25 protein-coding genes and 1 pseudogene are annotated in these 25,789 nt (G+C 69.4%); 11 read left to right on the forward strand and 15 right to left on the reverse strand.

The features are described 5' to 3' along the window. Positions 1 to 327: 327 nt before the first annotated feature. The 6 genes from AB0M56_RS37075 to AB0M56_RS37100 are packed head-to-tail and all read right to left on the reverse strand — an operon-like array spanning position 328 to position 9,528. Positions 328 to 1,599: a hypothetical protein gene (locus AB0M56_RS37075; protein WP_364185058.1), complete on the reverse strand. Its 1,272-nt coding sequence runs from the start codon at positions 1,597 to 1,599 to the stop codon at positions 328 to 330. Further along, positions 1,596 to 2,414 (reverse strand): polysaccharide deacetylase family protein, encoded by an 819-nt coding sequence (locus AB0M56_RS37080; protein ID WP_364185060.1) that lies wholly within the window; start codon positions 2,412 to 2,414, stop codon positions 1,596 to 1,598. Before AB0M56_RS37080 ends, AB0M56_RS37075 begins: the two co-directional genes overlap by 4 nt. Then, positions 2,398 to 3,294 carry an alkaline phosphatase family protein gene (locus AB0M56_RS37085; protein ID WP_364185062.1) on the reverse strand — a complete coding sequence of 299 codons (897 nt, stop codon included), beginning with the start codon at positions 3,292 to 3,294 and terminating at the stop codon, positions 2,398 to 2,400. Before AB0M56_RS37085 ends, AB0M56_RS37080 begins: the two co-directional genes overlap by 17 nt. Then, complete coding sequence (locus tag AB0M56_RS37090; RefSeq protein ID WP_364185064.1) at positions 3,291 to 4,601, reverse strand: hypothetical protein; 1,311 nt, start codon at positions 4,599 to 4,601, stop codon at positions 3,291 to 3,293. Before AB0M56_RS37090 ends, AB0M56_RS37085 begins: the two co-directional genes overlap by 4 nt. After that, entirely contained in the window at positions 4,598 to 6,874 is a 2,277-nt protein-coding gene (locus tag AB0M56_RS37095) for a phosphotransferase (RefSeq protein ID WP_364185066.1), read from the reverse strand. Before AB0M56_RS37095 ends, AB0M56_RS37090 begins: the two co-directional genes overlap by 4 nt. Beyond that, positions 6,871 to 9,528 carry an HAD hydrolase family protein gene (locus AB0M56_RS37100; RefSeq protein WP_364185068.1) on the reverse strand — a complete coding sequence of 886 codons (2,658 nt, stop codon included), beginning with the start codon at positions 9,526 to 9,528 and terminating at the stop codon, positions 6,871 to 6,873. The genes AB0M56_RS37095 and AB0M56_RS37100 overlap by 4 nt, the downstream gene beginning before the upstream one ends. Positions 9,529 to 9,659: 131 nt before the next feature. On the opposite strand from AB0M56_RS37100, the gene AB0M56_RS37105 reads away from it, so the two are divergent. From AB0M56_RS37105 to AB0M56_RS37120, 4 genes are all read left to right on the forward strand, one after another. After that, positions 9,660 to 10,868 (forward strand): GNAT family N-acetyltransferase, encoded by a 1,209-nt coding sequence (locus AB0M56_RS37105; protein ID WP_364185070.1) that lies wholly within the window; start codon positions 9,660 to 9,662, stop codon positions 10,866 to 10,868. Positions 10,869 to 11,233: 365 nt separating this feature from the next. Next, a complete protein-coding gene (locus tag AB0M56_RS37110; protein ID WP_364185116.1) occupies positions 11,234 to 11,647 on the forward strand; it encodes a Clp protease N-terminal domain-containing protein in 414 nt (137 codons plus the stop codon). Then, on the forward strand, positions 11,644 to 11,898 hold the full coding sequence (locus AB0M56_RS37115) for a hypothetical protein (RefSeq protein ID WP_364185072.1): 255 nt from the start codon (positions 11,644 to 11,646) through the stop codon (positions 11,896 to 11,898). Before AB0M56_RS37110 ends, AB0M56_RS37115 begins: the two co-directional genes overlap by 4 nt. Before the next feature lie 604 nt (positions 11,899 to 12,502). Beyond that, positions 12,503 to 13,039: a hypothetical protein gene (locus AB0M56_RS37120; protein ID WP_364185074.1), complete on the forward strand. Its 537-nt coding sequence runs from the start codon at positions 12,503 to 12,505 to the stop codon at positions 13,037 to 13,039. A 210-nt stretch (positions 13,040 to 13,249) separates the two neighbouring features. On the opposite strand, the gene AB0M56_RS37125 is transcribed toward AB0M56_RS37120, so the two are convergent. From AB0M56_RS37125 to AB0M56_RS37135, 3 genes and pseudogenes are all read right to left on the reverse strand, one after another. Further along, a complete protein-coding gene (locus AB0M56_RS37125) occupies positions 13,250 to 13,432 on the reverse strand; it encodes a hypothetical protein (protein WP_364185076.1) in 183 nt (60 codons plus the stop codon). A gap of 54 nt (positions 13,433 to 13,486) precedes the next feature. Further along, positions 13,487 to 13,666, reverse strand: coding sequence for a hypothetical protein (locus AB0M56_RS37130; protein WP_364185118.1), 180 nt, complete (start codon positions 13,664 to 13,666; stop codon positions 13,487 to 13,489). Between the two features lie 148 nt (positions 13,667 to 13,814). Then, positions 13,815 to 14,135: pseudogene (locus AB0M56_RS37135) on the reverse strand (hypothetical protein); the annotation flags it as partial. A gap of 194 nt (positions 14,136 to 14,329) precedes the next feature. On the opposite strand from AB0M56_RS37135, the gene AB0M56_RS37140 reads away from it, so the two are divergent. After that, positions 14,330 to 15,406: a site-specific integrase gene (locus AB0M56_RS37140; RefSeq protein ID WP_364185078.1), complete on the forward strand. Its 1,077-nt coding sequence runs from the start codon at positions 14,330 to 14,332 to the stop codon at positions 15,404 to 15,406. Further along, positions 15,403 to 15,735, forward strand: a complete 333-nt coding sequence (locus AB0M56_RS37145; RefSeq protein WP_364185080.1) for a helix-turn-helix transcriptional regulator — start codon at positions 15,403 to 15,405, stop codon at positions 15,733 to 15,735. Before AB0M56_RS37140 ends, AB0M56_RS37145 begins: the two co-directional genes overlap by 4 nt. A 222-nt stretch (positions 15,736 to 15,957) precedes the next feature. On the opposite strand, the gene AB0M56_RS37150 is transcribed toward AB0M56_RS37145, so the two are convergent. Continuing rightward, a complete protein-coding gene (locus AB0M56_RS37150; RefSeq protein ID WP_364185082.1) occupies positions 15,958 to 16,695 on the reverse strand; it encodes a class I SAM-dependent methyltransferase in 738 nt (245 codons plus the stop codon). Between the two features lie 381 nt (positions 16,696 to 17,076). Between AB0M56_RS37150 and AB0M56_RS37155 the strand changes: the two genes are divergently transcribed. After that, the gene (locus AB0M56_RS37155; protein WP_364185084.1) at positions 17,077 to 17,844 is read left to right on the forward strand and encodes a DinB family protein; all 768 of its coding nucleotides are present in this window, start codon (positions 17,077 to 17,079) and stop codon (positions 17,842 to 17,844) included. Between the two features lie 550 nt (positions 17,845 to 18,394). Here AB0M56_RS37155 and AB0M56_RS37160 read toward each other — a convergent pair. Further along, positions 18,395 to 18,535, reverse strand: coding sequence for a hypothetical protein (locus AB0M56_RS37160; protein WP_364185086.1), 141 nt, complete (start codon positions 18,533 to 18,535; stop codon positions 18,395 to 18,397). 141 nt (positions 18,536 to 18,676) lie between these two features. Between AB0M56_RS37160 and AB0M56_RS37165 the strand changes: the two genes are divergently transcribed. Continuing rightward, entirely contained in the window at positions 18,677 to 19,183 is a 507-nt protein-coding gene (locus tag AB0M56_RS37165; protein ID WP_364185088.1) for a DUF2188 domain-containing protein, read from the forward strand. A 148-nt stretch (positions 19,184 to 19,331) separates the two neighbouring features. Here the strand turns inward: AB0M56_RS37165 and AB0M56_RS37170 are convergent, their stop codons facing one another. The 4 genes from AB0M56_RS37170 to AB0M56_RS37185 all read right to left on the reverse strand — a co-directional run bounded on the left by AB0M56_RS37170 (position 19,332) and on the right by AB0M56_RS37185 (position 21,913). After that, the gene (locus AB0M56_RS37170) at positions 19,332 to 19,511 is read right to left on the reverse strand and encodes a hypothetical protein (protein WP_364185090.1); all 180 of its coding nucleotides are present in this window, start codon (positions 19,509 to 19,511) and stop codon (positions 19,332 to 19,334) included. A 202-nt stretch (positions 19,512 to 19,713) separates the two neighbouring features. Then, entirely contained in the window at positions 19,714 to 20,406 is a 693-nt protein-coding gene (locus tag AB0M56_RS37175; RefSeq protein ID WP_364185092.1) for an alpha/beta hydrolase, read from the reverse strand. Next, complete coding sequence (locus tag AB0M56_RS37180; RefSeq protein ID WP_364185094.1) at positions 20,396 to 21,097, reverse strand: alpha/beta hydrolase; 702 nt, start codon at positions 21,095 to 21,097, stop codon at positions 20,396 to 20,398. The genes AB0M56_RS37175 and AB0M56_RS37180 overlap by 11 nt, the downstream gene beginning before the upstream one ends. Positions 21,098 to 21,457: 360 nt before the next feature. Then, the gene (locus tag AB0M56_RS37185) at positions 21,458 to 21,913 is read right to left on the reverse strand and encodes a winged helix-turn-helix domain-containing protein (RefSeq protein WP_364185096.1); all 456 of its coding nucleotides are present in this window, start codon (positions 21,911 to 21,913) and stop codon (positions 21,458 to 21,460) included. 5 nt (positions 21,914 to 21,918) lie between these two features. Here AB0M56_RS37185 and AB0M56_RS37190 point away from each other — a divergent pair, with 5 nt between their 5' ends. From AB0M56_RS37190 to AB0M56_RS37200, 3 genes are all read left to right on the forward strand, one after another. Continuing rightward, the gene (locus AB0M56_RS37190) at positions 21,919 to 22,527 is read left to right on the forward strand and encodes a hypothetical protein (RefSeq protein ID WP_364185098.1); all 609 of its coding nucleotides are present in this window, start codon (positions 21,919 to 21,921) and stop codon (positions 22,525 to 22,527) included. Positions 22,528 to 22,693: 166 nt separating this feature from the next. Further along, positions 22,694 to 25,195: an alkaline phosphatase D family protein gene (locus tag AB0M56_RS37195; RefSeq protein ID WP_364185100.1), complete on the forward strand. Its 2,502-nt coding sequence runs from the start codon at positions 22,694 to 22,696 to the stop codon at positions 25,193 to 25,195. A gap of 58 nt (positions 25,196 to 25,253) precedes the next feature. After that, positions 25,254 to 25,694, forward strand: coding sequence for a helix-turn-helix domain-containing protein (locus tag AB0M56_RS37200; protein WP_364185102.1), 441 nt, complete (start codon positions 25,254 to 25,256; stop codon positions 25,692 to 25,694). Positions 25,695 to 25,789: the final 95 nt, after the last annotated feature.

Below are 25,789 nucleotides of genomic sequence, written 5' to 3' on the forward strand. Positions count from 1 at the left end.
GCTGACATATGGGTGTCGTACACCGATTGGTGACCGTTACGGTGAAAAAGAAATGGCGGCTGGGGCGGTGACGATTCACGAGAAGTGCGAGTGGCTCATGCGACGATCGCGGTGTCCTGGCGGGCACGAGAATTTCGCAGGTCAGGTCGCATATTTCGGGGGCCTGCGCGGGAGTTTGTGCTGGCGGCAACCCCAGACGGTGCGCTCGTGGCCACACGCCGTGCACGCGGACGGTACTGGTATGTCTGAATCACGGAAGCTTGAACGTTATGCGGCCGTAATCTCCAGCTGGGCAATTTTTCAACCTCGTGCGCTGGCTGTGGGCGATCAGCGGCGAGGAGTGATCAGCAGTCCATAAGCCGGCACGGGTCTGTTTTGTCCAGCCGGGATCAATTCGCCAGCGGTGAGGTTGACGGTGAGCACCTCCCGTTCCGCGATGATCTTCAGAATCGTGCCGGCCGTCGAATAGTCGATCGTGGTCCGGGTGTCGACATTGGCCGCGAGCCAGGTCCAGGCCACAGCGAGGGGCAGCGGCTCGGCGGCGGTGCTCGCGGTGGGCGTCGTCCACAATGCCGCGCTGGGCACGTCGGCAGAGGCTTGTGGCTGCCACAGCAGCATCCGGGCGGCCCCACCGCGCAGTGCCTGGGCGACCGCGGCCACGGTCAATGCGGCCGGAGCTGGGCTTTCCTGTGACCAGCGTGGTCCGCCGGGTTGCGTGGGGTAGAACTCCGCCCACCACACCGGAAGTCCGATCCGGGCTCGAAGCCAGCTGCTGACCGCGCCGAACATGGCCGTCGCGCGGAACGCGTCGGTGGTCAGGCCGGCATCCCGGGTGCCGCTCGACCCGTCGATGACGAGGAAATCGGCGCCGTGCTTGTGCGTGTTCCAGTAGTCGATCACGTCGAGCGCACGTTGGTCGACCACGCCCCACGGGCCGGACAGAGCTGACGGCGCCGGAGTTCCCGCCGCTGACCAAGTGTCGAGGACCACGTACGGGCCACCGATCAGAGCATCAGGGCGCACCTTTTTCACGGCGTCGTAGACCGCGTTGTACAGCTCGGTGTACGCCTCGTAGTCCCATCGGTTCGCGGCTTCGTTGTACAGGCCTTTCAGCTCGCTCCACACCTGGAAATACCGCACCTGCGGGTAGCGCGCCGCCGCGGCGGCGGCGAGTGCTGCGAAGTCCCGGTAGTGCGCACGGGTGGGTGCGGTGTTCAGCCGGCTCCAGTCTGTGGTGCCGGCCGAACCTCCCTTCATCCAATCCGGGGCGCCGGCGAGGGTGAGTACAGGTACGCCGCGGGTTTGCCCGATCAGGTTCATCCGCTGGTCCAAGGACGACCAGTCGAACACGCCTGGCGCGGGTTCCGGGTTGTCCACACCCCATCCCATCAAGTACTGATTCTGGATCATCGGGTGGCTGGCGAGGGTCGTGGTCGCGGCCACCACCTGCGCGGCGGGGTAGTCGTCCGCGCTGTCTTGCGTGTGTGTCACGCCCACGACGGGCTCCGGCGGGACCGCCGTGCTCGCCGAGGGGGAGCAGGCCGGCAGGGCTGCGGCGAGCAGAACCGCGACCACACCGGCCATCCGACCGCGGTTCATCGGAGGAACCACGGTACGATCCGCGCTTCGCCCGTAGCCAGGGCATCGCCCAGTGAGCGGCCTCGAAGCCCTCGTTCGTCGAGGCCGGCCAGCACACGTCTGACCAGATCGCCACGATCGAACGCCGGTCGCGGTCCGTCGTCCGCGCCGTCTTCCGGTCCCGCATGGCCGTCGTGGGCCAGCAACACCGCACCGCGTCCGAGTCCGCGCAAGGCCTGCGCGGCAAGCAGTTCGGGCGGCCGGTCGAGCCAGTCCCAAGCGCAGGGCCCCCACAGGACGGACGTGAGTCCCTGACGGCGCGCTGCGCGCCACACCGCCGGGGTCTGCGCACCGTAGGGAGGTCGGAACCAGCGGACCGGCGCGCCCAGGAGATCCTCCAGCTGTGCCGTGGCGGAGGCGAGCAGCGTGCCTACGGTGGCGGACGGTAGCCGCGAGAGCCTTCGGTGGTCCATTCCGTGCAAGCCGATCTCGTGCCCGCCCGCAAGCACTTCCTGCACTAGTGAGCGATGCCGCCGGGCGCGGTCGACGAGCACGAAGAACGTCGCCGTGGCGGCGTGGTCCGACAATGCCGAGAGCACGCGGTCGGTGCCCTCCGGCTCGGGCCCGTCGTCGAAGGTCAGGACGACCTCCGGTGCCTGCGTACGGACGGCGATGAGCGACCCGATGGGACGGGTCAGTGGCCCGGCGAGAGCAAGTGCGCGCCGGCGTGCCGCGGCGAGAGCGCCACCGGCTTCGGGGACCGCCGGTTTCCGGTTCCACTGCGGACGGTCGCGGGGGGCGCCGCGCCCGCTGCCCGGGTCAGGCACGCCAGACATCGATGATCGGTTTGGTATCGGCGGCGTGTCCCAGTGCGGGCAGGCTGTATATGGCTTCCAGGGTCCGCAGCAACCGGTAATGGTTCACCGGCTCCGGGTAGGTGCCCGGCCGGATCATCGGACCGGTCAGGCTCAGCGGTATTCCGTTCGTCGTCGAGGTGTCTTCGGCTTCGTCGAATGTCACCGCGAGCAGGCTGTTGTGCGTGGCTGCCCAGCTTGCGTACCCGCTCAGGTGGGTCCGCAGCCAAGAATCTGCGGTGCGAGTGTCGCAGTCGTGCATGTTGTGGCACATGTTGGGGATCACGAACGACACGGTGGGCAGTCTCGTGAAGTCCGGTCCGAACGCGGTGAACGGCCGGTTCACCGCCGCGGGGACCGTGGTGAAGTCCACCCAGGGCGAGTGCCAGCGCACGTAGTCGCCGGACCGGCAGCCGGGGTAGCCGGGACCGGGAAGGTCTTCGGCGAACGCCCCGAAGTCGTAGCCTGCGTCGATCAGCTGGCGGGCCAGGTTCGGACCGCTGAACGTGTGCGGGCAGGAGTCGTCGGTGACGCCGTGCGGATCGCCGGAGAACAGCGCGAGGTAGTTCGGCTGACTCGGGTGGGTGATGGCGGTGGCGTCGGTGAAGCGGGCGCCCGCGGCGGCGAGCTCGTTGAGGTACGGCGCCTGGCTGTTGCCTGAGATCTCGGTCCCGTGGTTCTCCAAGACCACCACGACGACGTGGCTGGGCCGCGGCAAGGCCGAGTTCGCCCGGGTGCCGGTGTCGGGTGCGGTGGTCGGCGTGGCCGTGGGCGGACCGTCCGATGTGGAGGGCGCGCACGCGGCGGTCGCGAACGTCGCCGCGAGGAATACGCACGTTGCAACCCGGCCGCGGGCGCTCATCCGAGGGCCTCTTTCGGCCGAGTCGCCTGGTTCCGCCACCGCCACAGCACGCCGACGGCGCCGATGGCCACCAGGCATTGCACGATCAGAAAGCCCACGCCGACCAGATTCAGGTGCGTTATGGGAACCACGGCGACCACGCCGATCACCCCGAGTGCGCTGCTGGCTTCCAGCGCGGCGACGAGTCGTCCGCGTCCGTGGGCGATACCCGCCGCGACCACCAGGGTGATGAGCAGTCTCGGCAGACAACCGAGCATGACCAGGCGCAGCAACCACGCGCCCTGGTCGGCATAGGCCTGGCCGAACACCGACAGCAGCGGGTGCGCGAGCGCGACCGCGAGGAGCAGCGACGGGATGAAGACCATTGCGAGTTTGCGGCATCCGATTCCGAATAGTTCCCGGGTGCGGTGGGGTTCGTGCGCGATCCGCACTATGACCGACTGGGAAAAGCTGATCGCGGCGTAGTCCACGGTGTTCCCGGCCATCCACACCAGGAAGAAGACCGCGCCCGTCGCCGGGCCGAACCTCCCGATCACCAGCAACGGCACAAGGTCGGTCAGCACGCCGCCGGTCACCTTCGCCGGATACGTCGGCGCGAGCAGTCGCAATACCTCGCGCCGGTCCGGGAGCACCGGGGTGCGCTGCGCCAGGGAGGGTTCCGGTTCGCGGGTGAGCACCCGGTAGAGCACGACGGAGATCACCGCCACACCCGCGACGGCCGGGAGGATCCACGACAGCAGGATGCCGGTGGCGCCGAGCGCGGGTCCGGCGAGTGCCAGGATGCCGACGCGCGCCAGGCCGATCGTGGCGTTCTCGTAGGGCACCCAGCGGGCCCGGCCCAGCGCGACCAGCACGGCGTCCTGGAACTGGAACAGCGCCCAGGCCACTGCGGCGAACAGGAACGCGGCGGTGCTGAAGCGGGGAAGACTCTCGGTGATCTCGTCGCCGGTGGGTAGCAGGAGGACGGCAACCGCCGCCACTACGGAACCGACGAGTACGAGGCCGTAGCAGCGGGCGATGAGCCCGGTGCGGCGGACACCGGCGCGGGGAACCCAGCGCATCAGGGCGGCGCCCAGTCCCAGGTCGCCGAGGCCGGCCACCAGGAGAAATCCGGACACGAATGCGGAAGCGTGCCCGACCTCGTCCTGGGGCAGCAGGCGAGCGGCCACGACCCACGCGGCGACGCCGACGAGTGAGGTCAGCACGGCGCCCACGACCAGTGACGCGCCGTCGCGGACCATGGTCTGCTCGGAGTTGCGGCCGGCTCGCCGGCTCGCCCAGGCGCGGGACGCCGGATCGGCGCTCACGGCAGCTCCTGGCGGATCGTGCGTAGCACCGCGACGACGTTGCGGCGCAACCAGATCGGGTTGGCGCCGTAGCGCGAGGACTTCGCGAGATTGGCCGAGACCATGTGCAGCCATCCCAGCAGCACGAGCGTGCGAACGGGTACCGGGTCACCACCCAGCGTGCTTCGCTGGTGCAGCACCTCGGCGAGTGCGGGCGCTGCACCCGGAGCGAGCCACGTGCAGACCACCGCGCCGAGCTCCCGCCCGCTCGCCGCCGTCGCCGTGGCCAGTACGAGGCCGGCCACGTCGACGGCGACGAGCCCGGCGCTGGTCGCCTGCCCCCAGTCGACGACGCCGGTCACCTGGTCGTCGGCATCGATGAGTACGTTGTCGGCACTGAAATCGCCGTGGATCCATCCCACGGGCAGACGTCGGTCCCGCAGTCCCGCGGAGAGCTCGGCCACGAGCTGGTCGACCGCGGATCCGGCGCGTTTCGCGACCGCCGCACGGACCAGTTCCGCCGGCGCGGTGACGTGCTGTCGGACCAGGCGCTCGTCGACCCGGGTCAGTTCCGCGGTGCACTGGTGCAGTCCTGCAAGGGCGGTGAGCGCCGCGGCGGCGAACCGGTTGCGTCCTGCCGGATCGGCTATGCGGGCGCGCGCGTCCGCGCCGGGCAGCAGTTGCTGGATGCTGTAGGAGGCGCCCAGTGCGTCCCCGACGTCGTACACGGCCGGCACCAGGTGCCGCCAGCCGTCCAGCCGGAGATCTTCATGTAGCCGGCGCAGTGCGCTTACCTCCCGAAGGAGCGCTTTTCGTCCCTGCTCGGTGTCGGCGACCTTGAGCAGCGCTGCCCGGCGGTCGCCGGGGCCGACCGACGCGATCGCGGAATCCGACAGCCCGCGCAACCGGTGCTGGAGGCACCACGACCGGGACCTGAGTGCGGTCGGGGCGATCCGGCGAAGCAAGCCCCGGCTTCGCACGTCGGCGAGCGGGCCGACGATAGGCCGCGGCACCCACTCGGCCCGCAGCAAAAAGATCATGCCCGCCAGGACGGATTGCCCGGCCAGCACGGCCAGCCCGACCCCCACGATGCCGAAGGCCGGCATCAGGACCAAAGCGAGGCCCAGCACGAGCACCGAGAGCGTTCCGAGGACCGTGGCCACCACCCCGGTCCGCCTGAGCGCACGGGCCTGGCTCACCGCGGCCGCGACGACGATGTTCGGCAACGCCGAGGCCGCCATCAGCGGCAGGACCCAGCGGCCGGCATCGGCATAGGCGGGGCCCAGCAGCCGCAGCACCCAGGGCGCGGCCAGGACCAGCGCGGCGACCACCGGCAACAGCAGGAACAGTGACCGCCGCTCGACCCCCGCCCGGGCCGCTGCCACGCTCTCGGGGTTGAGCGCCGTGTGCGCCACCAGTGACTGTCCCATCGCCGCCGGGACCAGGTAGAGCGCGTAGGCGATCGTCCACGCCGCCGCGAAGGTCGCGGTCGGCCGGGCGCCGAGCACACCGAGTACCAGCACCGGCAGCAGCTGGGTGCACGCGAGCCAGCACGTCGCACCGGCGAAGTCACCGCCCAGGTAGCCGACAAGCGACCTCAGCGAAATCCGCTCGCCGGCGGTCGCTGTGCCCTCGTACACGGGCAGCGCGTGCAGGAACAGGTACGCGGTGGTCGCGAGTGCCGCCACCGCGGTGGCGGCCATCCACGACACGGTGATCCCGCCGTGGGGCAACGCCGCCGCGAGGGCCGCGAGCAATCCGAGCTTCACCACGGAGAACACCAGGTTCTCGACAGGGACCATCCGCGCCCGGCCGATGGCGGTCAGCACCCCGTCCTGCATCACGAAGATGGCCCAGACCGCGCAGGCGCCGGCACAGCCGGCGACCGCGACGGGACCGTGCAGGAGCTCTGCCAGGTCCGGCGACCACCAGCGGATGCCGAGCGCGAAAACCAGACCGGCCAGACCCGCCAGCCCGCCGCCGATGAGGTAGGCCAGGGCCACCAGACGGCGTGTCCGCGGCCCGGCCACCGGGACGAACCGGATGAGCAGGTTCACCAGGTTCAGCTGTGCCATCCCGGCCAGGAACATGATCGCGAAGACCAGTGCCGAATTGCGGCCGAGTACGGCCTGGTCGTAGCTGCGCGCGGCGACGATCCAGAACACCAGGCCGATCCCGGAGGTCAGCGCCGAACTCAGGACCAGGGCGTAGCCGTGGCCGTACAGGGAGCGGCGGGGAGGTGCCCCGCGGGCAGCGACCGCTCGCTCCGGTTGCCCGCGCATCGCGGTCGTCATCGGGTGCTCACCGCGGCCCTCGACAAGCACCGGGCGACGGCCCCGGGCAGTCCTCGCGCGCCCGCGTTGGACGCGTCGAGCAGGGTCAGCAAGGTGCGGGTGCGCGCGGTGTGGGCAGGCGGACGGCACCTCTCGCAGGCGCCCGGACGATGGCCGAGCAACAGCGCCGCGGCCCGCGCGGTCCCCGCGGCGTATCGCCGGCGAAGCACCGGCACCCCGGACGCGCGCACCCGCTCGTCCGCGTTACCGGGTGCGTAGGCGGCGGTCGCGGCCTCCAGCATCGGCAGGTCCGCCGCGGTGTCCCCGACCGCCCACGACACCGTGTCGACCCCGAGCCGGGCCGCGAGGACGGCCAGCCCCGTGCCCTTGTCCACCGCCGCGGCGACGAAATCGGTCTGGCCGTCGCCCGCGATCACGCGCAGATGCGAGACGGCGCCTCCCACCTGCTCCAGCACGCGCTCGACCACCTCAGCGGGCAGGGCCCGGTGAACGCCACCGGAACCGCGCCGGTAGGCGCGGACGATGCGCCGGTAGTCCTCGTCCACGACCACGTCGGTCCGGGTCGCCAGGACGTCGCGGACTCGGGCGAGCGCGTCCGCGCCCTGCCCGGGGACGAGATCGTGCGCCGCTCCGTCGTGGAAGACGACCGATCCGTACTCAGCGACACCACCCGCCAAGCCGTAGGACGTGCACCGCTCGCGGACCTCGTCCAAGCAACGGCCGGTGACCAGGACCGGCCGGAAGCCGTGGGCCAGCAGCGCGCGCAAGGTGAGTGCGGCGGTCGGTGTGGCCATGGGGAACCCGAGCGCGTCCGATTCGAGCACCCCGTCCACATCGAGTGCGCACACCACGCCATCCGCAGCGGCGTGCACTCCGGCGAACAGCACTTCACGCAGGTAGTGCTGGACGGCTCGCGCGCCGGCGCGGTGCACGGCCCGGCCCTCGCGTTCCCGGTCCCACAGGTGCACGAGTTCGTAGAGGAGGAACCGTTCGGGATCGCACGGCATTTCCCGGCGCAGGGACGCCGCGAACTCGGGGTCCGCGCTACCCGGATCGATTCCGGCCAGGTCGTACGCCGGGTCGTAGCAGGCCAGATCGGTGTTGGCGAAGTCGCGGACATCAGCGTCCACTTTGTACAGCCTGGTGACACCGCGGAACCAGTGGTCGAGGCCGGTCGCGCCGTCGACCACGGAGGGCTCGGCCACCTCGCACAGACGGCGGATCAGAGGATCGAGAAGAACGGGCCGCAGCACCACGCCGGCGCGGCCGTAGTTGCGCTGCAGCACCCGGCTCGCCGCCTCCCACACCGGTTGCCGGCCGGCCAGCCCGGCGGCGTGGTCGGCTCCGGCCGGCAGAGCGGCCGCCCGGTCGCGGACGTAGCCGGCCAACCGTTCCGCGTCGGCCGGACCGGCGGCCCGGAGCCGCTGCTCGGTCGGCAACCAGTCACGGAACACGATCCCGTCGAGGAAACCGTAGGTGCGGGGCAGGTGGTGGGACACCGCGTGCGCGACGGCGAGCGCATGCCTCCCGAAGAACCCCAGCCCGGCCCCGGCGGCCACGATGCGCCGGGGTTCGCCATCGGGCAACCCGACGTCGAACACGGCGCGGGCGTGCTCCCGCCCGCGGGACACCCCGATGTGAGGCACCCGGCTGACCGAACGAACCGGACGGCCCAGCAGCGCGGACAGCGACCGCACCACGACCTCGGTCTCGAGCCGGTCGTGGATCGCCCACTCGCGATAGGGCAACGTGACCGAGTCGTAGCGGGCCAAAGTAGCCGGCGGGGTGTCGGCGAACAGAGGCAGCAGCAACGTGACAGCGCTTTCCTGCACTCCGGCCCGGCAGACGGCGGACGCGACGTCGGCGACCGACTGCCCGGTCTCGGGTGGGTCGTCGACCACGGCGATCCTGCCTCCGCGCCATGCGGCCGACCGCACCAGCGCGCGCAAGGGCGGCCGCAGCCGGTGGTTCGGCCGTACCGTCTCGGCGTGCACCTCTCGGAAGCCGGCGTCGCGCAACGCCGCCGCGACCAGCGGGGCGAGGTAGCTGCCCGAAGTGCGCACCCCCAGGACGACAACAGGCCGTCCGCGGTCCGGATACCGCAGCCGGAGCCGCGTCGCGAGCGCGACCATGTCGGCCGGTTCCTGATCGAAACTCCGGAAACACGACGGAATCCGAAGGACCGCACCGGCGAGGTCGCGGTCGAGCGAGGGGAGGGAGCCGCGCAGGCGGACGGCAGCGGTCGCCCACGACTCGAACTTGGCCTCCGATGGGTCGGTGACCACGTGCAGGGCGGCCACGTCGCGCAACGTCGCCGCGGTGTCCCGCCAGCGGATTGCTCGCCGCTCGGCGGCCCGTGACGATGTCGCTATTTCAATGGCAGTGGCGACCTTGCCCAGCAACTCGGGGACGACCGCGGCTGTGCCCCGGTCACGGAGGTACGAGACGGCGCGGTGCAAGGCGAAAGTGTCCCGCTGGAGGTGGTCTTCCACGATCTGGACCGCGGCGGCGGCGAGCAGATAGGCGTCAAGGACGTCCTGTGCGGCCACGCGATCGATCAGCCGGTGGACGATTTCGGTCAAGTCGGAGAGCAGGTCGGCCACGACGAGCAGATCACCGTCGAAGATCGGTTTCTCGCCGTGCGAATGCCTCATCGAAGAGCCCTCCAGCATGGTTCGCCGCTCGTGTGCACAGATTCGCCGCGTGTATTCGCGACATCACCTCATCATCGGGAATTCGCTGATCCGGTTGCGGCTGTTACAGCGGAACTACCGATCGGGATGACTTGTCCGGGCAGAAATTTCAACGATCTTGTGTAACTCTTGCGGCGAATCGGACGAATCACGAGGTATGCCACCTGGGGCAACGGCCGCGGGTGAAGAGCGAACGGGGCCGCGTCATGGACAGGAAAGGTGTGCAAAATCTGTCGGATGGGCGGGTGGACGTACCGGCCGCTGACGGATTGGTGAAAATGATCAGTCCGGCTCCTCGTGCGGAGTGGGTGGCGATCATGCGCAGTGATCCGTACGCTCTGGAAAGCCAATCTCCGGAATGGGCCGACGCGATGTGCGACGCCCATCCGCTGCGAGATGCGAGCAGGCTGTATGTAACGGCCGGAGGGCGGACGCTCGTCCTGCCGATGCTCCGGCGTCCGCTGGCGGTCGGGTTTTTCACGGCGGAGCAGTCCAATCCGCCGGCGTGTGGGCTCGGTGGGCTCCTCGCGGCGGGTGGGGTGCAGGCCGGTGAGGTCAACGCCGTGCTCGAGGACCTGGCGAAGCGGCGCGTTGTGGTCCAGTCCGTGTCGCCGGGCCCACTTGAGGTGGACGCGTGGCGCGACGCGCACCACCCGCGAGCTCTGGTCCATCCGCACCACGTGCACTTGCTCGACTTGCAGGGTGGGTGGGACGAGGTGTGGACGCAGCGGTTCACCAAGAACTCCCGGCGTGGTGTCCGGACTGCGGAGCGCAAGGGCGTCACGGTGGAACGCGGCACCGGGGGCGAACTCGTTCCGGAGTTCTACGCACTGATGGAACGAGCGGTCCTGCGATGGGCGCGCCAGCAGCACGAGCCGGCGTGGCTCGCGAGGCGCCGACTGCACCGGCGCGACCCACGTGAGAAGTTCGAGGCGATCGGGCGCCGCCTGGGCGATCGCTTCCAGGTGTGGGTGGCCCGCGTCGACGGCCGGCCCGCCGCGGCCTGCCTCGTAGCACGAGGTGTCAACGCGCACGACTTCCGCGGGGCCATGGACGAACGACTGAAGCACTACCGCGCCACCGATCTGATACAGGCGCGAGCGATCCAGGACGCGTGCGAGGCCAGGTGCCGCTACTACTACCTCGGCGAATCCGGCACCGGGACACTCGGCCAGTTCAAGGAACGTTTCGGCGCGCGACGGATCGTGTCTCCGGAGTTCCGTTTCGAACGGCTGCCGGTCACCCGGGTCGAACGGGGAATCAAAACGGCGGTCAAGAAGATAATCGGGTTTCAGGACTGATACGCCGGCGTTGCGCCGCTCTGTCTCGCGACGCGTTGCCCTCGGCTCGCTACTCGCCGCCGCCGAAGGCGAATTGGAGGACGGACAACCGGAGTCGCCGCGCTTTCGCATTCGTTTCTGCAACTGGGACCACGCCGAACGCACCGCCGCCCATCACCCGGCCCCGCTGCTCACCTCGCTGACGACGACGGCATGACCAGCGGGTGGTGGTTCATCCACAAACACCCGTGCTGGCGACTGCGGCTCCGCTCATCTCCCGGCCACAGGTACGCCCTCGTGGAGACGTTGTTCGCTGCTTTCGACGACTCACCGCCCGTGGACACCTCCATTCGTGGTGGACCGGTTCCTACGAACCCGAAACCGCCGTGGTTGTCCATGCCCCCGAACACGCTCGTCGGCTCGGGCACCGCTATGTCGGCTGCGAACATCTCCTGCTCGCCGTTTCCTCCACCGACCGGCCCGCTGCCGACGTCCTGCGCGAGCGGGGCATCACGCCGGACCGCGTCGAGGAGGAAATCGTCCGCCGGGTCGGCCTTGGTGGCGGTGCCAGACTGTTCGGAGACCTTGACGGGGACGCGCTGGCGGCCGTCGGGATCGATCTCGACGCTGTGCGCGCGGATCGTGGCGTCCTTCGGTGCCGAGGCTCGTGCCGAAGCCGCCAATGCTGTGCACCGTGGGCCGCGCCCGTCGCGGCTGAGTCTCCGGTCGTGCGATCCCGCCGCGCTTGCTTCGCCGCGGACGTCGTGTCGCTGCCGTCTCGGTTCCCGCCTCGGCGGTGACCGGTCGTTACCGCGCCGTGGGGGCGGCTTCTCCCGGGTACCTGCCGTTCACCGCGCGTGCCAAGAAGAGTCTGGAGTACAGCGTCCGCGAGGCGCAGGCCGGGCACGATCGGCACATCGTTGTCGAACACCTCGCCCTCAGCCTGACCAGGATGAACGAGGGGTTGGTAGCCGAGATCATGCTGACCTTCGACGTCTCAGGACCTGCGTTGCACACGGCGATCCTGGACCGCTACCGGCAAGCGAGCTGATCCCGCTCTGTGAGCGGCCCGTTGGCTGCCCCAGCCGATTTCCCGTATCCCGGAGCCGACGGTCGGCTCGGGCTAGGTCGGCGCGGCCAGGTCAGCGGAAGGCCCGCGACGCCTCGGCAGGTGACTTGCGGTCGAGTGGGGTGACCTGGTCGGCGACCAGCGACATGGTGCTCTGGCCGACTTGGGCGTTGCCGCGCACCAGCAGCGCCGGGCTGTTCAGCCATAGCTGTCGGTGCCGGCGCCACACCGTTGACCGGACAAGGGGTGAGTGCTGGTGTCACGATGCTCACGGTTGGGTTGGGAGCGTCGTGATGGTCGAGACCTCAGAGTGGATTGGCTCTGGTCATCCTGCGGGCGGGTGGCGGTCACGAGCCAGACCGAGCCCGGGATGCGGACTCCGGTCGACGTTTCTAAGGGGCGAGCCCGCCGTTCGCCCCGGAACACGGTCGGCCACGCCGGTCACTGCTACCGCCCGAAACGCTGCAGGGCATGGTCGAGTGCGGCGCAATGGCCCCAACCGACCCGAGCGACAGCTGATCACCGGCGCCCTTGGTGTTGCACCACAGCGAGCTGCGGCGATGTAGCAGCCGTGAACCTGATAGCCGTGAACCTGCCCCAAGGTCCCGATGACGACGACTACCTGAGTCGCCTTTCGCTGAGGAGCCTCGCCGAGATGGTCAAGTCTGAGCTGGTGGCCGCCGGACTTCCGGTCACCCCGGGGCAACTGGTGGAGTTCACCGCGGGCGCGGAGGTCTTGATCGAAGAATCGGACAACCGCGTCACGGTTGACTGGAACACGCACACCATCCTGACCGACGCTACGCAGGACGCCTGGGGCGACGACCCGTTCTGGGAGGGGCCGGAGGCGGCCGCGTTCAATCGGCTGAACAACGCCATCTTCGAGACGATGCAGGACTCGATGTACACGATCCTGACGGCGGCCGGCTTCGAAGTGGCCAAGGAAACAGACCCGGACTTCACGCCGCACCGGCTCCTCGTCACCCGCCGGCTGGCCATGTCTCCCTGGCAGACCCGGCGCGACGCGCACTTCGACAGCCGTCGGGAACGGAAGGTCGCAGCCTGGAACCAGCGGCACGAAGACGAGCGCCGAGCGACCGGAAAAGACAGCTCATCCGAGTGATCTGATCAACTAGCCGGAACGACCCGGGGATTTCCGGATACCGGAAACGGGTTAGCCGTCGTGCGAGCGCGGCGTACACGCGGCCCCAACCCGAGCCGAACCCCGCACCGGGCCGCCGGAGACAGGGCCGGCGGCACCGTCCAGGCACCAGGGTGGGGTGCACGAGACCACCGCGCCAGCGCGGGGGCCTGAACCAGGCCGACGGGGCCTCTACCGGAAATCCCGCGATTTCGACGCCAGGGCTTTGAGGTCCAGGGGTGTGAACTGGTCGGCGACGAGCGAGACCGTGCCCTGCCCGACTTGCGCGATCCCACGGACCACGAACGCGCTGTAGTTCTGCAGCAGCCGCTTACTCCGGTGAAAGAGCCCGATCGACACGATCATGTTGGCCATGCCGGTCTCGTCCTCGAGGTTGAGGAAGGTGATCCCGCCCGCCGTGGCCGGGGGCTACTGGTGGGTGACGGCGCCGCCGACCTTGACCCGGGTTCCGTCCGAGACGTCGAGGAGCCGGCCGGCGGGGATGGCGCCGAGCTGGTTGAGGTGGGCGCGCGGGAATTCGATGGGGTGGCGGTCGGGGGTGATGCCGGTAACCCACAGGTCGGCCGTGGCGAGTTCGAAGGCGCTCATCCCGGGCAGGGCGGGTGCGTCGTGGCCGAGCGCGAGGCCGGGCAGGTGCTCGGCGGGTCGCGGCGGCGGCCCCGGCGGCCCACAGCGCGGCGCGGCGGTCCGGGCCGAGGTCGCTGAACACGCCGGCGGTGGCGAGGGCTTCGACGACAGGCCGGTCGAGCTGAGGCGTTCGGGTCAGCTGCCCGATCGAGGCGTACGGGCCGCCGGCGTCGCGCTCGTCGACGATCCGTTCCGCGACGTCCTGCCCGACCTGGCGGATGCTGGCCAGGCCGAGGCGGATCGCCACCCCGCCAGCGGAGTCGGGGTCCCGTTCGACGGTGGCGTGCGGCAGTGAGAGGTTCATGTCGGGGTTGTGCGTGACGACGCCATGTCGGCGGGCATCGGCGCCGGCGACGAGCGACTGCGGGGACGCGGCGGGGTAGTAGCGCTTGAACCACGCCGAGGCGTAGACCAGCAGCGCGAAGCTCATGGAGTGGGCCTTGTGCGACACCGCCCGGGTTCATGGGTTCGTCAGGGCGGAAGCGCGGGGCGACGGTATGCAGGCCCAGCGCGTTCGCTGGGCTTGTGGGTGATCCACCTCACGATGACAAGATTTCAGTATTTCTGAAACTCTTACGTAGATTCCGATAGATCAACAGCGCTCGTGAAGTAGGGGTGGTGGGGTTGGCGCTCGCGGTAGTGCAGGACTTGCGCGATCGGCGCCCGGTGGTCGATGCGGAGCAGCTCGCAGGTTTCGAGACCGACGTCATGACGGGGTTCGTGCTGGCGCGCGCGTCGGCCGGGTTGGCCGACAGCACGATCCGACACGACGTGTCGAATCTGGAGCACGTGCGAGGCTGGTTCGAGCGGCCGTTGTGGGAGATGCAGCCAGCGGATGCGGACCGCTACTTCGGGGTGGCGATGCGGCAGGCCGCTCGCGGGACTCGGCATGCTCGCGCGCAGTCACTGACGACGTACTTCGCGTTCCTGGAGCTGCGACACAAGGTCGAGCTCCACGAGTTGACCGACCGTGTGGTCGAGTGCCCGATCGATGAGATGAACCGGCCGCGCGGCGACAAGACCGCGGGGCTGCGGATTCCTCCGACCGCGGCGGAGCTCGACGTGTTGTTCGCCGGGTGGCGCGACGAGCTGGTCACGTGCCGCAAGTTAGCGCCGACGGCCCGCAACTACACGGTGGCGAAGCTGTCGTCGCTGGTGGGGCTGCGGATCAACGAGGCCAGGTGCCTGGATCTGGACGACGTGAAGTGGGACTTCGGACGATTCGGGAAGCTACACGTCCGCGTCGGCAAAGGAAGCCGCGGCAGCGGGCCTCGGGAGCGCATGGTGCCGTTGATCAACGGCGCTGATCGGTTGCTGCGGTGGTTCGTCGAGGACGTGTGGGGCCACTTCGGCGACGACCACACCCGGCCTGGAGTACCTCTGTTCCTGTCCGAGCGGCGCAACCGCGACGGGTCGTCCTGCCGCGTTGGGTGTAATGCGCTGCGGACTGGTCTTGCGGCGGTGACGGCCATGCACCTGCCCAATTGGGTCGGGCGGTTGTCACCGCACGTACTGCGGCACTTCTGCGCCAGCGAGCTCTACTTGGCCGGGGCCGATCTGCTGTCGATCCAGGAGATTCTCGGGCACGCGTGGGTGGCCACGACGATGAAGTACGTGCACATTCACCGCACCCGGATCGAGGAAGCGCTGCTCGCAGGCCAGCAGCGGGCCGCGGGTCGTCTGGAAGGACTCCTGCCATGAAGTGGAACCTGCGCTTGGCTGCCGCTCAGCGCGGCATCTGGAAAGCCAGCGAGCTGCAGCGGATGCTGGCCGAACGCGGTGTCGTGTTCTCGGTGGGCAAGATGTCTGGGCTCTGGTCGGGAAACCCCGCCAGCTTCAAGGGTTCCGACCTCGACGCCCTGTGCGCTGTGCTCGACTGTGGCCTTGAAGAGATCATGACCCCGGAGCCGGAAGTCTTCCCGATGCCCACGCGCGACACCGGGCGCTTGGCGGCGACAGGCGACACCGACGTGACGCGGCCGAAGGTGACGCCGCGGCGGCGTGACGGGCGATCGCTGCCGCCGGCATGAAGTCCTGGTCGACCGCACGGGCTGCCGATACCTGCGAAGGTTGTCTGGGCTGGGGCCTGATGTTCGCACGGCAGCGGTGCACCGGCTGCTACGCCCACGACCGCGCCTGGCCGCCCGGCACGTGCCGGACGTGTGCGCGGACAGCGTCCCTACGCCGAGGGCATTGCCGTCTGTGCTGGGAAAATGCCCGGTTCCTGGCACACGCGACCGGTGAGCACCGCATCACTGAGATGCATCGAATCGGCGAGTTGCGCCAGCCCCAGCTGTTCCTGACGAACATCGTTCCAGCCCGTCGGCGCAGCAAGCCTGCCTCGTCTCGCACCGGCGCCGCGCAATCCCGAGCATCGGGCACGTACACCGAAGCGACGGACGAGCCGCGACCCGCTGACGGCCAGTACTGCCTTTTCCGGGTGTCCGAGCACGGTCCAACCGCCTACGACGGCGATCACGGGCCACCGCGAACGGGACGATGCCCTGTCCGGGTGGCAGGCGGCGCAGGTCCGGCAGGCCTACTTCGACAAGGAACAACCCTCCGGGCCGCAGGTGCGCGGCCGCATTGCGGAAGACGTCGACCTGCCCATCCTGCGTGGTCACGTTGCTGATCGTGTTGTACACCAGATAGACCATCGAGAACCGGCCGGCCACCCGCGTCGTCGTCATATCACCAATCGTGACCTCGACCGCGGCGCCACCCGGCTTACTCCCGAGCCGCGCCGCCATCGCCCGGCTCAATTCGATGCCGCTCACCGGCACGCCGCGAGCGGTCAACGGCACGGCGATCCGACCGGTCCCAACGGCGAACTCGAGTACCGGACCGTCGGCCAGATCCCCAAGGACGTCCACCACAGGCGTCACCAGCTCGGGTAAGTTTGCGCCGCCCGGGCCGTCGTAGCCCGCGGCCACGCTCTCGGGGAACCAGCCGTCCGCCGGGTCATCTCCGGTGTTCACCTCACCGATCATGGTCGCCGACGCTACGCCCGCGACCGGGGCACCTCACCCCATTTTCGGCGCCCCAGTAAGGGGCACGGCGACGGAGGACCGAGCGGCAGTACAAGAAGTGGGAGACGCGGTCGACGAGTGCGGTTGGATTGCCCAATAGGACGTGACGAACCGGAACGGGTGACTACTAACGCGTAGAAGGCGTTCAGGACGGACAAGCGGTCTTTGTCGCTGAGCTCCGTCACCCGAAGACCGTCGGCGGGCCGGTCAACCAGGGGATCCCGAACTGTCACTTCTGGGCCAAGACCTCGTCGTGCTGTGCCGTCCGGCGCCGCGTATCGAGTCGACGGCCAGGCCGCTTCCGAACGTGGCGCGTGCGGACGAGTCAGCGAGACTGCTTCGATGGCTTCCGAATACGCCGAGAGCGACCAATTCCGCGGTGCCCGTATCCACCTGTGCGACCTCGCCGGCCTCGAGATCCGCGATTGCGAGGTGAACGGTCTGAAGATCGTCGACTGCTACGGCAGCGACGTCTACCTTGGTGGCTACTTCGAGCGCCTCGTCGTCAACGACGTCGACGTGACCGCCTACGTCGAGGCCGAGCTCGACCGCCGGCACCCCGCGCGGGCGCTGGCGCGGAATGCGGCTTCTCCCGAGGACTACCGGGCTGCTTGGGACGCCATCGAGACCCTGTGGAGCGCGACGCTCAACCGGGCGAGGCTGTTGCCCGCGGCCAAACTGCACGAGCAGGTCGACGGCGAGTGGTCGTTTGTCGAAACACAACGGCATCTGCTGTTCGCCTGCGATGCCTGGCTCGGCAACGCCGTGCTCGAGGAGGAAGCGCCCTACCACCCGCTGGGCTTCCCCGCCGGAGGGACGCCGCCCGATGAGGCGGCGAAGCTCGGCCTCACCCTCGAAGCCACCCCGACGCTCGACGAGGTGCTCGCGCCGCGTCTCGCCCGCATGGCCGCGATGCGGCGGGTCGTCGACGGGCTCACTACGGCCGAGCTCGACCGGGTGTGCGGCCGCAAACCGGCAGACCCGTATCCCGAGCAGGAGTACGTCGTGCGCCGCTGCCTCAAGGTAGTGCTGAAGGAAGAAGCCGAGCACCACCGTTACGCGGTGCGCAACCTCGCGGTGCTCGAGGCAGGCGTGGCTGAACCGCAGTAGTCGCCGGGCGATTCCGGGCAAGTGGCGACGCGTGGGCAGCTCCCGCAGCTGCGCACCGGCGAGGAATCGCGGCAGCGCGACACCTGCAGCCGCAGGCACTCGGCTCGCCCGCGAACCCGGCTGCCAGACTTCACGAACCCGGCGGTCGGCACTCGTGTTCCCCAAGCAGACCCTTCGGAATTCCTGAACCCATGGCAGACCGGGGAAACCATAACCGGAGAAGGCGTGGATCTGCTCGAAGATCCGTACCGCCAGGTCGCGGGGGATCCGGTTGGCGTAGTTGCCCTCGAAGAACCGGCCCGCCAGCCGCGCCATCTTCGCGCTGGAGCGTTTCGAGCCCTTGGCGCGGCGCAGCTGGTCGGCCTCGGCGGCGGTGAACGAGGCGACGTCGCGTGCGTGCGAGGACCGGGGAAGAGCCTTTTGGGTGCTCGCCCCGGGGGCGCCGCGCTCGCGTAGCGTCGCGCCCTGCGAGTCCGGGGGTTCCCAGACCCCGGGTCACCGGGCTCGCCGGCACCGGAGGGGTGCTTCTCCGGACTAGCGATTTGTCTGTTTACAATTCGGCTAGTCGGTCGTCGCGCCAGCTCTCGTAAGCGAAATCCTCGTCAACCGGAAAGTAGTCTTCGGGGTTGTCGACGTCGAGGTAGTGCTCCTTTTCGAGGTCGGCGAGATCTACTTCGTCTCCTCCCCTCACTCCGCCGCCACGCGTTCCTCGGGGCATCCGAATTTACCCCGCCGGGTGGTTGCTCAAAACCGACGTTCCCTGTGGCGGGGGCCCGGGTATTCGAACGCCGAGGGTGTGCGCGAGTGCACGCTCCGGCAGGGAAGAAGGCACGTGAAGGGCGACGTCGAGAGCTACTACGAGGCCGGCCAGTGGAAGACCAAGGTCGAGGGCAACCAGCAGGCCTCACACACGCACGATCAGAAAGAAGAGGCCGTGGCCAAGGGCCGGGAGATGGCGGTCGAACGCGGCGTGGAGCACTTCATCCGCAACATGGACGGCACGATCGGCGAGCGCCACACCTATCCGCGCAGCCGCGACCCCCGCAACATCCCCGCTGACACGCCCGTCGGCGTTCCCCCGCCGGCGGAGCAAAGACCGTTGCGCCCCTCGCCGGACGTCTTGAGGGGAGGACAAACCCCTTTGGGACGCGTGGGTGAGCAGTGGGCCAGCCGATCGGCGCCCCCGGAGCACCGGTGGCCCGGCGCGGCTGGATGCCGCGTCCGAGCCATCTTCCGTGCTCGGGGACTACGCGGCGGGCGGGGATGTCGGCGCCGCCGACGATATGGATCGGGCCGATGTCGATCTGGGAGCCGTCCATCGTGCGCAACACCGCGATGACCAGCCCGGCTGCGACCGTGGCAACCGTCGCTGAGAACTATAAAGGTGGCGCTGCCGGCCGCTGCTTGACCGGCAGCGCCCTCGCGCGCCGCCCGCGCGAGGCACGGTCCTCGGGCCGCCGCCCATGGCTACGTCCGGTTTCAGCCGGCTACTTCCCAAGTTCGGTTGCCTTGCGGTGTGCCGCCGCGGCGGAGGCAGCTGCCAGCGTGCTGCCTTCGGCGGCCAGGGCGTCCAGCACGAGCGCGCGGCGCTCGTGCCAGGCGGCCCAGCTGTCCGGTCCGGCGGCGGTACCTGGGCGGGTCAGGTGCAGCGCGCCGAGTTCACTCAAGGTGTTCGTCGCTTTTCCTTCCTCGTGCGCGGGTGTTTCGTACCCATTCAGAGTGGCTGGCGACTTCGGGGTTCGCTTCGGAAGAACTACGGAAGAGTTACGTACGCAGCGTCAGAGGGGGGTATCAGCCCCGTGCGTGTAGATCAGGCTGATCCGGCGGGGAGATCGGCACGGCGCTGGGAATAAGCAAGAAGCGGGGCCTTTAGGGCGCTGGTGCTGTCTCAATGTTGGTGGCCAGTGTTTCGCGGAGGATGGTGGCGACCACGTGTGGCTGGGACAGGAACGGCGAGTGCGACGTGTCGATCTCGAGGACCTTGCCGCCGATGTGGGCGGCCATCTGGCGCTGCGCCTGGGGTGGGATGGCCTGGTCCTGGGTGCACACCACGTACGTCGTGGGTAGATTTTCCCACGCCGCCTCGGTCTGTTGCTCAGTGAAGGCGGAGGAGTGCTGCAGTCGCAGGTGGGAGGCTGCCGAGCGCGCGGCTTCCTCGGGCAGGTCGTTGAAGAACACGTTCTCCGGGGTGCGGACTTCGATGAAGCCGTCGTCCCGCATGCGAGACCACGGAGGTTTGTCCGCGCCGAGCACCGACTCGCCCCGGCCGAGGGCGAACGCGCACAGGTACACGACATGCGTGACGTTCGGCAGCCCGGCCAACGCTTGCGAAGCCACCGCCCCGCCGTAGGAATGCGCGCACACCACAACCGGTTCGGGTATAGCCGCCACCGCCGCTCGCAGGACCTCGGCGTCGGCGTACAACCCTGCCGGCGGAGCCACCACGCTGGGCAATTCCACGGTCTGGACGTCGACGCCGGCCAGCTCGGGCAGCAGGGCCTCCCAGCACCACGAGCCGTGCCAAGCGCCGTGCACAAGTACCAGGGCCGGATCAGCGGACATCGGCGGAGGCGAGCTCGTCTCTGAGGATCTGCGCCAGAGCAGCTGGCTGTGAGAGGAATGGCGAATGGGAGGTGTTCATGCGGTGGATCCTTCCGGCTCGCTGGGCGAACAGGTCCTGGGCAAAGGGCGGGAACGCGTTGTCGGCCTCGCAGATGACGTAAGTGCTGGGGATGGTCTTCCAGGCCACTTCGGTCTGCTTTTGCACATTCGCCGAATACGACGTGTAGCCGAGCTGCGAAACCGCCTCCTGGGCGAGGTCCGGGTCGACATCCCCGTAGAAGATCTCCACGGGATCGAGGGCTTCGACGTATTTCTCGCCGTCCGTGCTGTTGATCTTCCACCAGGGGGCGGGCGTGCCCCCCACACTGGACAGCATGGACTCACCGACGTCGAGCAGGAACGCGGCCAGGTAGACGATGCGCTTAACGTTGCTCGCACCCGCTAGGGCCTGAGTCACGGGAATTCCGCCGTAGGAGTGCGCGCAGACCACGACGGGGCCGTCGATGGCAGCGACCGCGGCGGCGATCTGCGCCGCGTCTTCGTACATGTCTCCCAGCGTGGCCGGGTCATCACCCGAGCTGGTCAGATCCACTGTGTGCACGTCCACGTCTGATAGTTCGTCCACCAGACGCTTCATATGGCCTGATTTGTGCCAGGAACCCGGGACGAGGAGGAGCGAAGGAAGAGCCATGTCAGCTTTCTGAGATTCCCGTCAACGATGACGAAACGATGATCTGTTCACCTCTATACTGCCGACCACGCGGGTTCAGTGCCGCCTCTGTCCGGCCGGGAACCACTCAAATCCGGACAGGGAAACTGACAGCAGATCACGGCGTTTTTCGGCGCCTGCTACCGAGGAGCTTCTTCTGCGCTGGGACAGTTCGGGGTTGGCGGGCGTCTCGCGCAGCGCTGTCCGACACCGAGTCCACCGATCTTCACGGCCGGGTGTTGGAGATCGCCGTCGTCTCCCCCGGGAGGTCGGTGTCGCGGGAGACACTAGCCAACCCCGAAGGTGAGCCGATCGTGCCGAGCGCGGCCGCGAACCACCACATCACCGCGGAGACGGGAACCGCACCCGACGTGGCCATTCCGCGGATCTGCACGATGAGCTGGTGAACCTGCTTGCTGCGTCCGCGTGGACCTCCTGTCCGGTCCCGGTCAACGAGACCTGCTGGGTCGCGGCCGGGCGAGGCAACGCGAAGTCCGTGCCGGCGTGGGACTTCTTGCCCGTGACACCGACTTGCCGAGGCTCGGTGGCCGAGATGTCGGGCGCGGACGCGGACACCTGGTAGGTGCCCTCGGGGACGTTCGGCACGGTGTAGCGGCCCAGCAGACCTTCTCCGCGCAGTTCCCGGATGGCGCTCTGCACGGTCATCGGCGCGAGGCCGTACCGCGCCTGCAGTTCGGCGCCGGAGGGGAGGCGATCCCCTGGCTGCAGCTCGCCGGCGGTGATGGCGTCCCGGATCTTGAGAATCCCCGGGAAATACAAAAGGGGCTGGTGGAGCACACCGCGTGGCGTGCGGTGCCCAGGGCGTTGCGGGCGACAGCCTCGTCCGGCCGTCAGAACAGGCGCAGTTGGCCTGCGCCGGGATTGCGGCCCTGCTGGCCGACGCGGTAACGGTGGCGATCGACATCGACTTCGTCACCGAGGCGTCGCGCAAAGTCCTGGTGGTGAAGGACCGGCCCGGCAAGGTGCGCCGCCACCTGGAGGTGTGCGTGTTCTCCTACCTCGCCTCCGAGCTGCGCTCGGGCGACATCGCCGTGGTCGGCGCTGACTCCTACGCCAACCTGCACGCGCAGCTGATGTCCTGGGACGAATGCGTTCCTCTGGCCGAGAAGTTCTGCGGCCAGGCCGGGATCCCCTCAGACCCGAAGCAGCTCACCGCGCATTACCGGGCGGCGCTGACCGACGTCGCCGCGGTGGTCGACGCCGGGTTCCCGCACAACACCGACCTGTCCCTTCGAGGACGGCCGCCCGATCCTGCGCCGCCGCAAAGGCGCCGACCGGCGCCCATCCGCGCTCGCCCTGGAAGACGCGATCCATCAGCGCCTCCCGGAACGCGGCCTGCTGGACATCCTGGCCCGCACCGCGCACCGGCCCCCGGAGGACTGTGGGGGTGAAGCTCGATCGGCCGGGCCAACTGATCCCCTCGAGGGCCAGCGACCCATGGCGTAGCCGGTACCGGACGTCCGGTGTACCGAATCCGTTCACCCCATTGCCACGAGCCCGGCACCCGTGTCCTGCACGCTCGCCCAGGTTCGACGAGAGAACGGACGGGACGGACAGATGGCGACGTTTTCCCTGGATCGGCGGCGGTTCCTGACACTGGCCGGTGGCACGGTCGGCGCCGTGGCGCTGGGGGTGGGGCAGCTCGCGGAAGCGGCTGAGCTCGACCCCGCGCCCTTCACCCTGGGCGTGGCCTCCGGTGAGCCCGACCACACCAGCGTGGTGCTGTGGACGCGGCTCGCGCCGGATCCGCTCGACGCGGCGACCGGCGGGATGCCGGCCGAGCCGGTGCGGGTGACGTGGGAGCTGGCGCGCGACGAAGGTTTCCGTCACGTGATCGGGCGCGGGGAGGTCACCGCGGTGCCCGAGTCGGCGCACACCGTGCACGTGCTGGCCACGGACCTCGCGCCGGAGCAGTGGTACTGGTACCGCTTCACCGCCGACGGCGTCCGCAGCCGCACCGGCCGCACGCGCACGCTGCCGGCGCCCGGTGCGAAGCCGGACATGATGCGATTCGCTTTCGTTTCGTGCCAATCGTGGGTGGGCGGGCCGTACCCGGCCTACCGGGACCTGGCCGCGCAGGACCTCGACTTCGTCGTGCACCTCGGCGACTATATCTACGAGACCACCAAGGGCGGCCTCGACGAGTTCCGCCGGCTGCACGCGCTGTACAAGACCTCGCCGGACCTGCGTGCGGCACACGCCCGGTTCCCGTTCTTCCTCACCTGGGACGACCACGAGGTGCAGAACAACTACGCCGGCGACGTCGCGGGCGGCGTCGGCGACGGGCGGCCGTTCCTGGAGCGCCGCGCCAACGGTTACCAGGCGTACTACGAGCACCTGCCGATGCGTCCCGAACAGCAGGCCCACGGTCCGGACGCCCTGATGTACCGGAGGATGAGCTTCGGCCGGCTCGCCGAGTTCAGCATCCTCGACACCCGCCAGTACCGCTCCGACCAGGCGCTGGGTGACGGCCGCAAGGAACCGACCGGCGAGGTCTTCGACCCGGCGCGCACGCTCACCGGGCCCGAGCAGGAGCGCTGGCTGCTCGAGGGGCTCGCCGCGTCGAGGGCCACGTGGAACGTGATCGCGCAGCAGACCATCATGGCGCAGTTCGACTACGACCTCGGCCCGGGCAAGATCGTCAACCTGGACCAGTGGGACGGCTACCCGCCGGCCCGTGCGCGCATCCTCGACTTCATCGCCCGCGAGCGCCCCGCCAACCCGGTCGTGCTGAGCGGCGACTGGCACACGCACTGGGTCAACGACCTCAAGACCGACTTCGACGACCCGCAGTCGCGCACCATCGCCACGGAGTTCGTGGGCTCGTCCATCTCGTCGGGCGCGGGCTGGGACGCCGACGTCCGCCTCGGCTTGCCGGCGAACCCGCACGTCAAGTTCTACAACGGCACCTACCGCGGCTACGTGCGCTGCGAGGTCACGCGTGAGACGTGGCGCAGCGACCTGCGGATCGTGCTCAACGCGAGCGACGCGGCATCGCCCGCATACACCATCGCGGCCTACGAAGTGCGCGACGGCGTGCCGGGTGCGTACCGGGTCGATGACGGCGACGGCCTGGCCGGTGTGGTCACCGACCGCGCCAACGGCAAGCCGCTGGGCAACGTCGAGGTCGCCGTGCACCGGGAGGACGGCTCGCGGCTCGTCGCCGTCACGACCGACCCCGCCGGCCAGTACGTCGCCTTCGCCCCGCCGGGCACCTACACTTTGCGCGTCAACGGCGTCGGCTACGACCTGGCCTCAGCACCGGCGGCGATCGGCGCGATGGGTGGGGCCACAGTGGACTTCCACCTCACCAGGTCGGTGGCCACAGCGGCGAAGGGCCGCACGGTGCCGGGTCCGCAGTCGCAGGCCACCGCGTCGGACTTCGTGCTGGCCAACGACCTGCTCGCCCTGGCGATCTCCGCCGGCACCACCGACCCGCAACTGCCCGGTGTGACGCTCGGCAAACCGCTCGACCTCGCCGCCGTCGGCCACCTCGATCAGTTGGACTGGATGAACCTGCCCTACGCCTCGGCGTCGCAGCCTCGCGGCGGCAATGCGTGGCAGCAGCTGACCGTGCGGGCCACCGCCGTCGACCTGATCTCGCCGACCGAGATCCGGGTCACCGGCGTCAGCACCGCGGTGGCCGGCATCGGCGTGGTGACCACGTTCGGCGTGCGCACGGGCGAGCCGTGGGTGCGCGCGGAGACGGTGTTCACCAACACCGGCGACGTGGCCCGCACCGTCTGGCTCGGCGACGTCCTCGACCATGACGGCACCGGCCAGCGCAGCGGCATCGCCGGTCACGGCACCATCACCGCCTCCGCGCCTGCCGACTTCACTCCCACGTCCCCCTGGCTCGGCATGACCGGTTCCGACCGCCAGACCTACGGCCTGCTCTACGACGAGCTCGGCTTCACCGTCTACGCGTGCGGCATCTGGGCCATGACCCAGCGGCAGATCACCCTCGCCCCAGGCGCCACCTTCACGCTGGGCCGCCGCATCGCCGCCGTCGACAACGGTGGGGTGGCCGATCCGTTCGCGGTGCTTGCCGGACTCTGATCGGGCGGTTGAGGGTGGGGCACCGGAAGCCCGGCGTCCCACCCTCCTTTGTGGACGAATGGCCGCCGGCGCGGTCCTGACGAAACGATGGGGGGCGGCCGAACAGGTCGCGCTCCACCGGATCTTCGGGCGGGAGATGATCGTCGAGGGCACGATGGACGGCCTGGCCGCCGCCCGGGCCCGTGGCCGCGTCGGTGGCCGGCCCCCGGCGTTGACGCAGCGGCAGTTGGATCAGGCGCAGCGGATGTATGACGCGGGGGAGCACACCGTCGCCGAGATCGCCGAGACCTTCCGTGTTGGGCGCACCACCCTCTACCGGCAGCTGCACGCTTACAAGGACGGCGGCGACTGCGCGCTGGTCGTCTACCGCAACACTCGTACCCGCAAGATCGACGCCGACACCAGTCGCCGCTACGGCGAGACCGGCGCCGGCGAGAAGGTGCAGCTGGAGGCGGACCGCAAGTGGTCCCGATCGCCGCGGCCCGCTGGCCGCGGCTGAAGGCGATCGTCTACGTCGTCGACGGCGTCGTCGCCCGCATCCGCGGCGTCGAGGCGGACCTGGCGAAGTGGGACACCGACGACCGCGGCTACGCC

Source organism: Amycolatopsis sp. NPDC051372, assembly GCF_040682095.1.
GTDB lineage: Bacteria > Actinomycetota > Actinomycetes > Mycobacteriales > Pseudonocardiaceae > Amycolatopsis.

What these genes read in the sequence shown, in the direction of transcription:
- AB0M56_RS37075 (WP_364185058.1), bottom strand. Translation starts at nt 1,599, where the DNA reads ATGAACCGCGGTCGGATGGCCGGTGTGGTCGCGGTTCTGCTCGCCGCA.
- AB0M56_RS37080 (WP_364185060.1), bottom strand. Translation starts at nt 2,414, where the DNA reads ATGTCTGGCGTGCCTGACCCGGGCAGCGGGCGCGGCGCCCCCCGCGAC.
- AB0M56_RS37085 (WP_364185062.1), bottom strand. Translation starts at nt 3,294, where the DNA reads ATGAGCGCCCGCGGCCGGGTTGCAACGTGCGTATTCCTCGCGGCGACG.
- AB0M56_RS37095 (WP_364185066.1), bottom strand. Translation starts at nt 6,874, where the DNA reads ATGACGACCGCGATGCGCGGGCAACCGGAGCGAGCGGTCGCTGCCCGC.
- AB0M56_RS37100 (WP_364185068.1), bottom strand. Translation starts at nt 9,528, where the DNA reads ATGAGGCATTCGCACGGCGAGAAACCGATCTTCGACGGTGATCTGCTC.
- AB0M56_RS37125 (WP_364185076.1), bottom strand. Translation starts at nt 13,432, where the DNA reads ATGGCCAACATGATCGTGTCGATCGGGCTCTTTCACCGGAGTAAGCGG.
- AB0M56_RS37130 (WP_364185118.1), bottom strand. Translation starts at nt 13,666, where the DNA reads ATGAGCGCCTTCGAACTCGCCACGGCCGACCTGTGGGTTACCGGCATC.
- AB0M56_RS37145 (WP_364185080.1), top strand. Translation starts at nt 15,403, where the DNA reads ATGAAGTGGAACCTGCGCTTGGCTGCCGCTCAGCGCGGCATCTGGAAA.
- AB0M56_RS37150 (WP_364185082.1), bottom strand. Translation starts at nt 16,695, where the DNA reads ATGATCGGTGAGGTGAACACCGGAGATGACCCGGCGGACGGCTGGTTC.
- AB0M56_RS37155 (WP_364185084.1), top strand. Translation starts at nt 17,077, where the DNA reads ATGGCTTCCGAATACGCCGAGAGCGACCAATTCCGCGGTGCCCGTATC.
- AB0M56_RS37175 (WP_364185092.1), bottom strand. Translation starts at nt 20,406, where the DNA reads ATGTCCGCTGATCCGGCCCTGGTACTTGTGCACGGCGCTTGGCACGGC.
- AB0M56_RS37180 (WP_364185094.1), bottom strand. Translation starts at nt 21,097, where the DNA reads ATGGCTCTTCCTTCGCTCCTCCTCGTCCCGGGTTCCTGGCACAAATCA.
- AB0M56_RS37195 (WP_364185100.1), top strand. Translation starts at nt 22,694, where the DNA reads ATGGCGACGTTTTCCCTGGATCGGCGGCGGTTCCTGACACTGGCCGGT.
- AB0M56_RS37200 (WP_364185102.1), top strand. Translation starts at nt 25,254, where the DNA reads ATGGCCGCCGGCGCGGTCCTGACGAAACGATGGGGGGCGGCCGAACAG.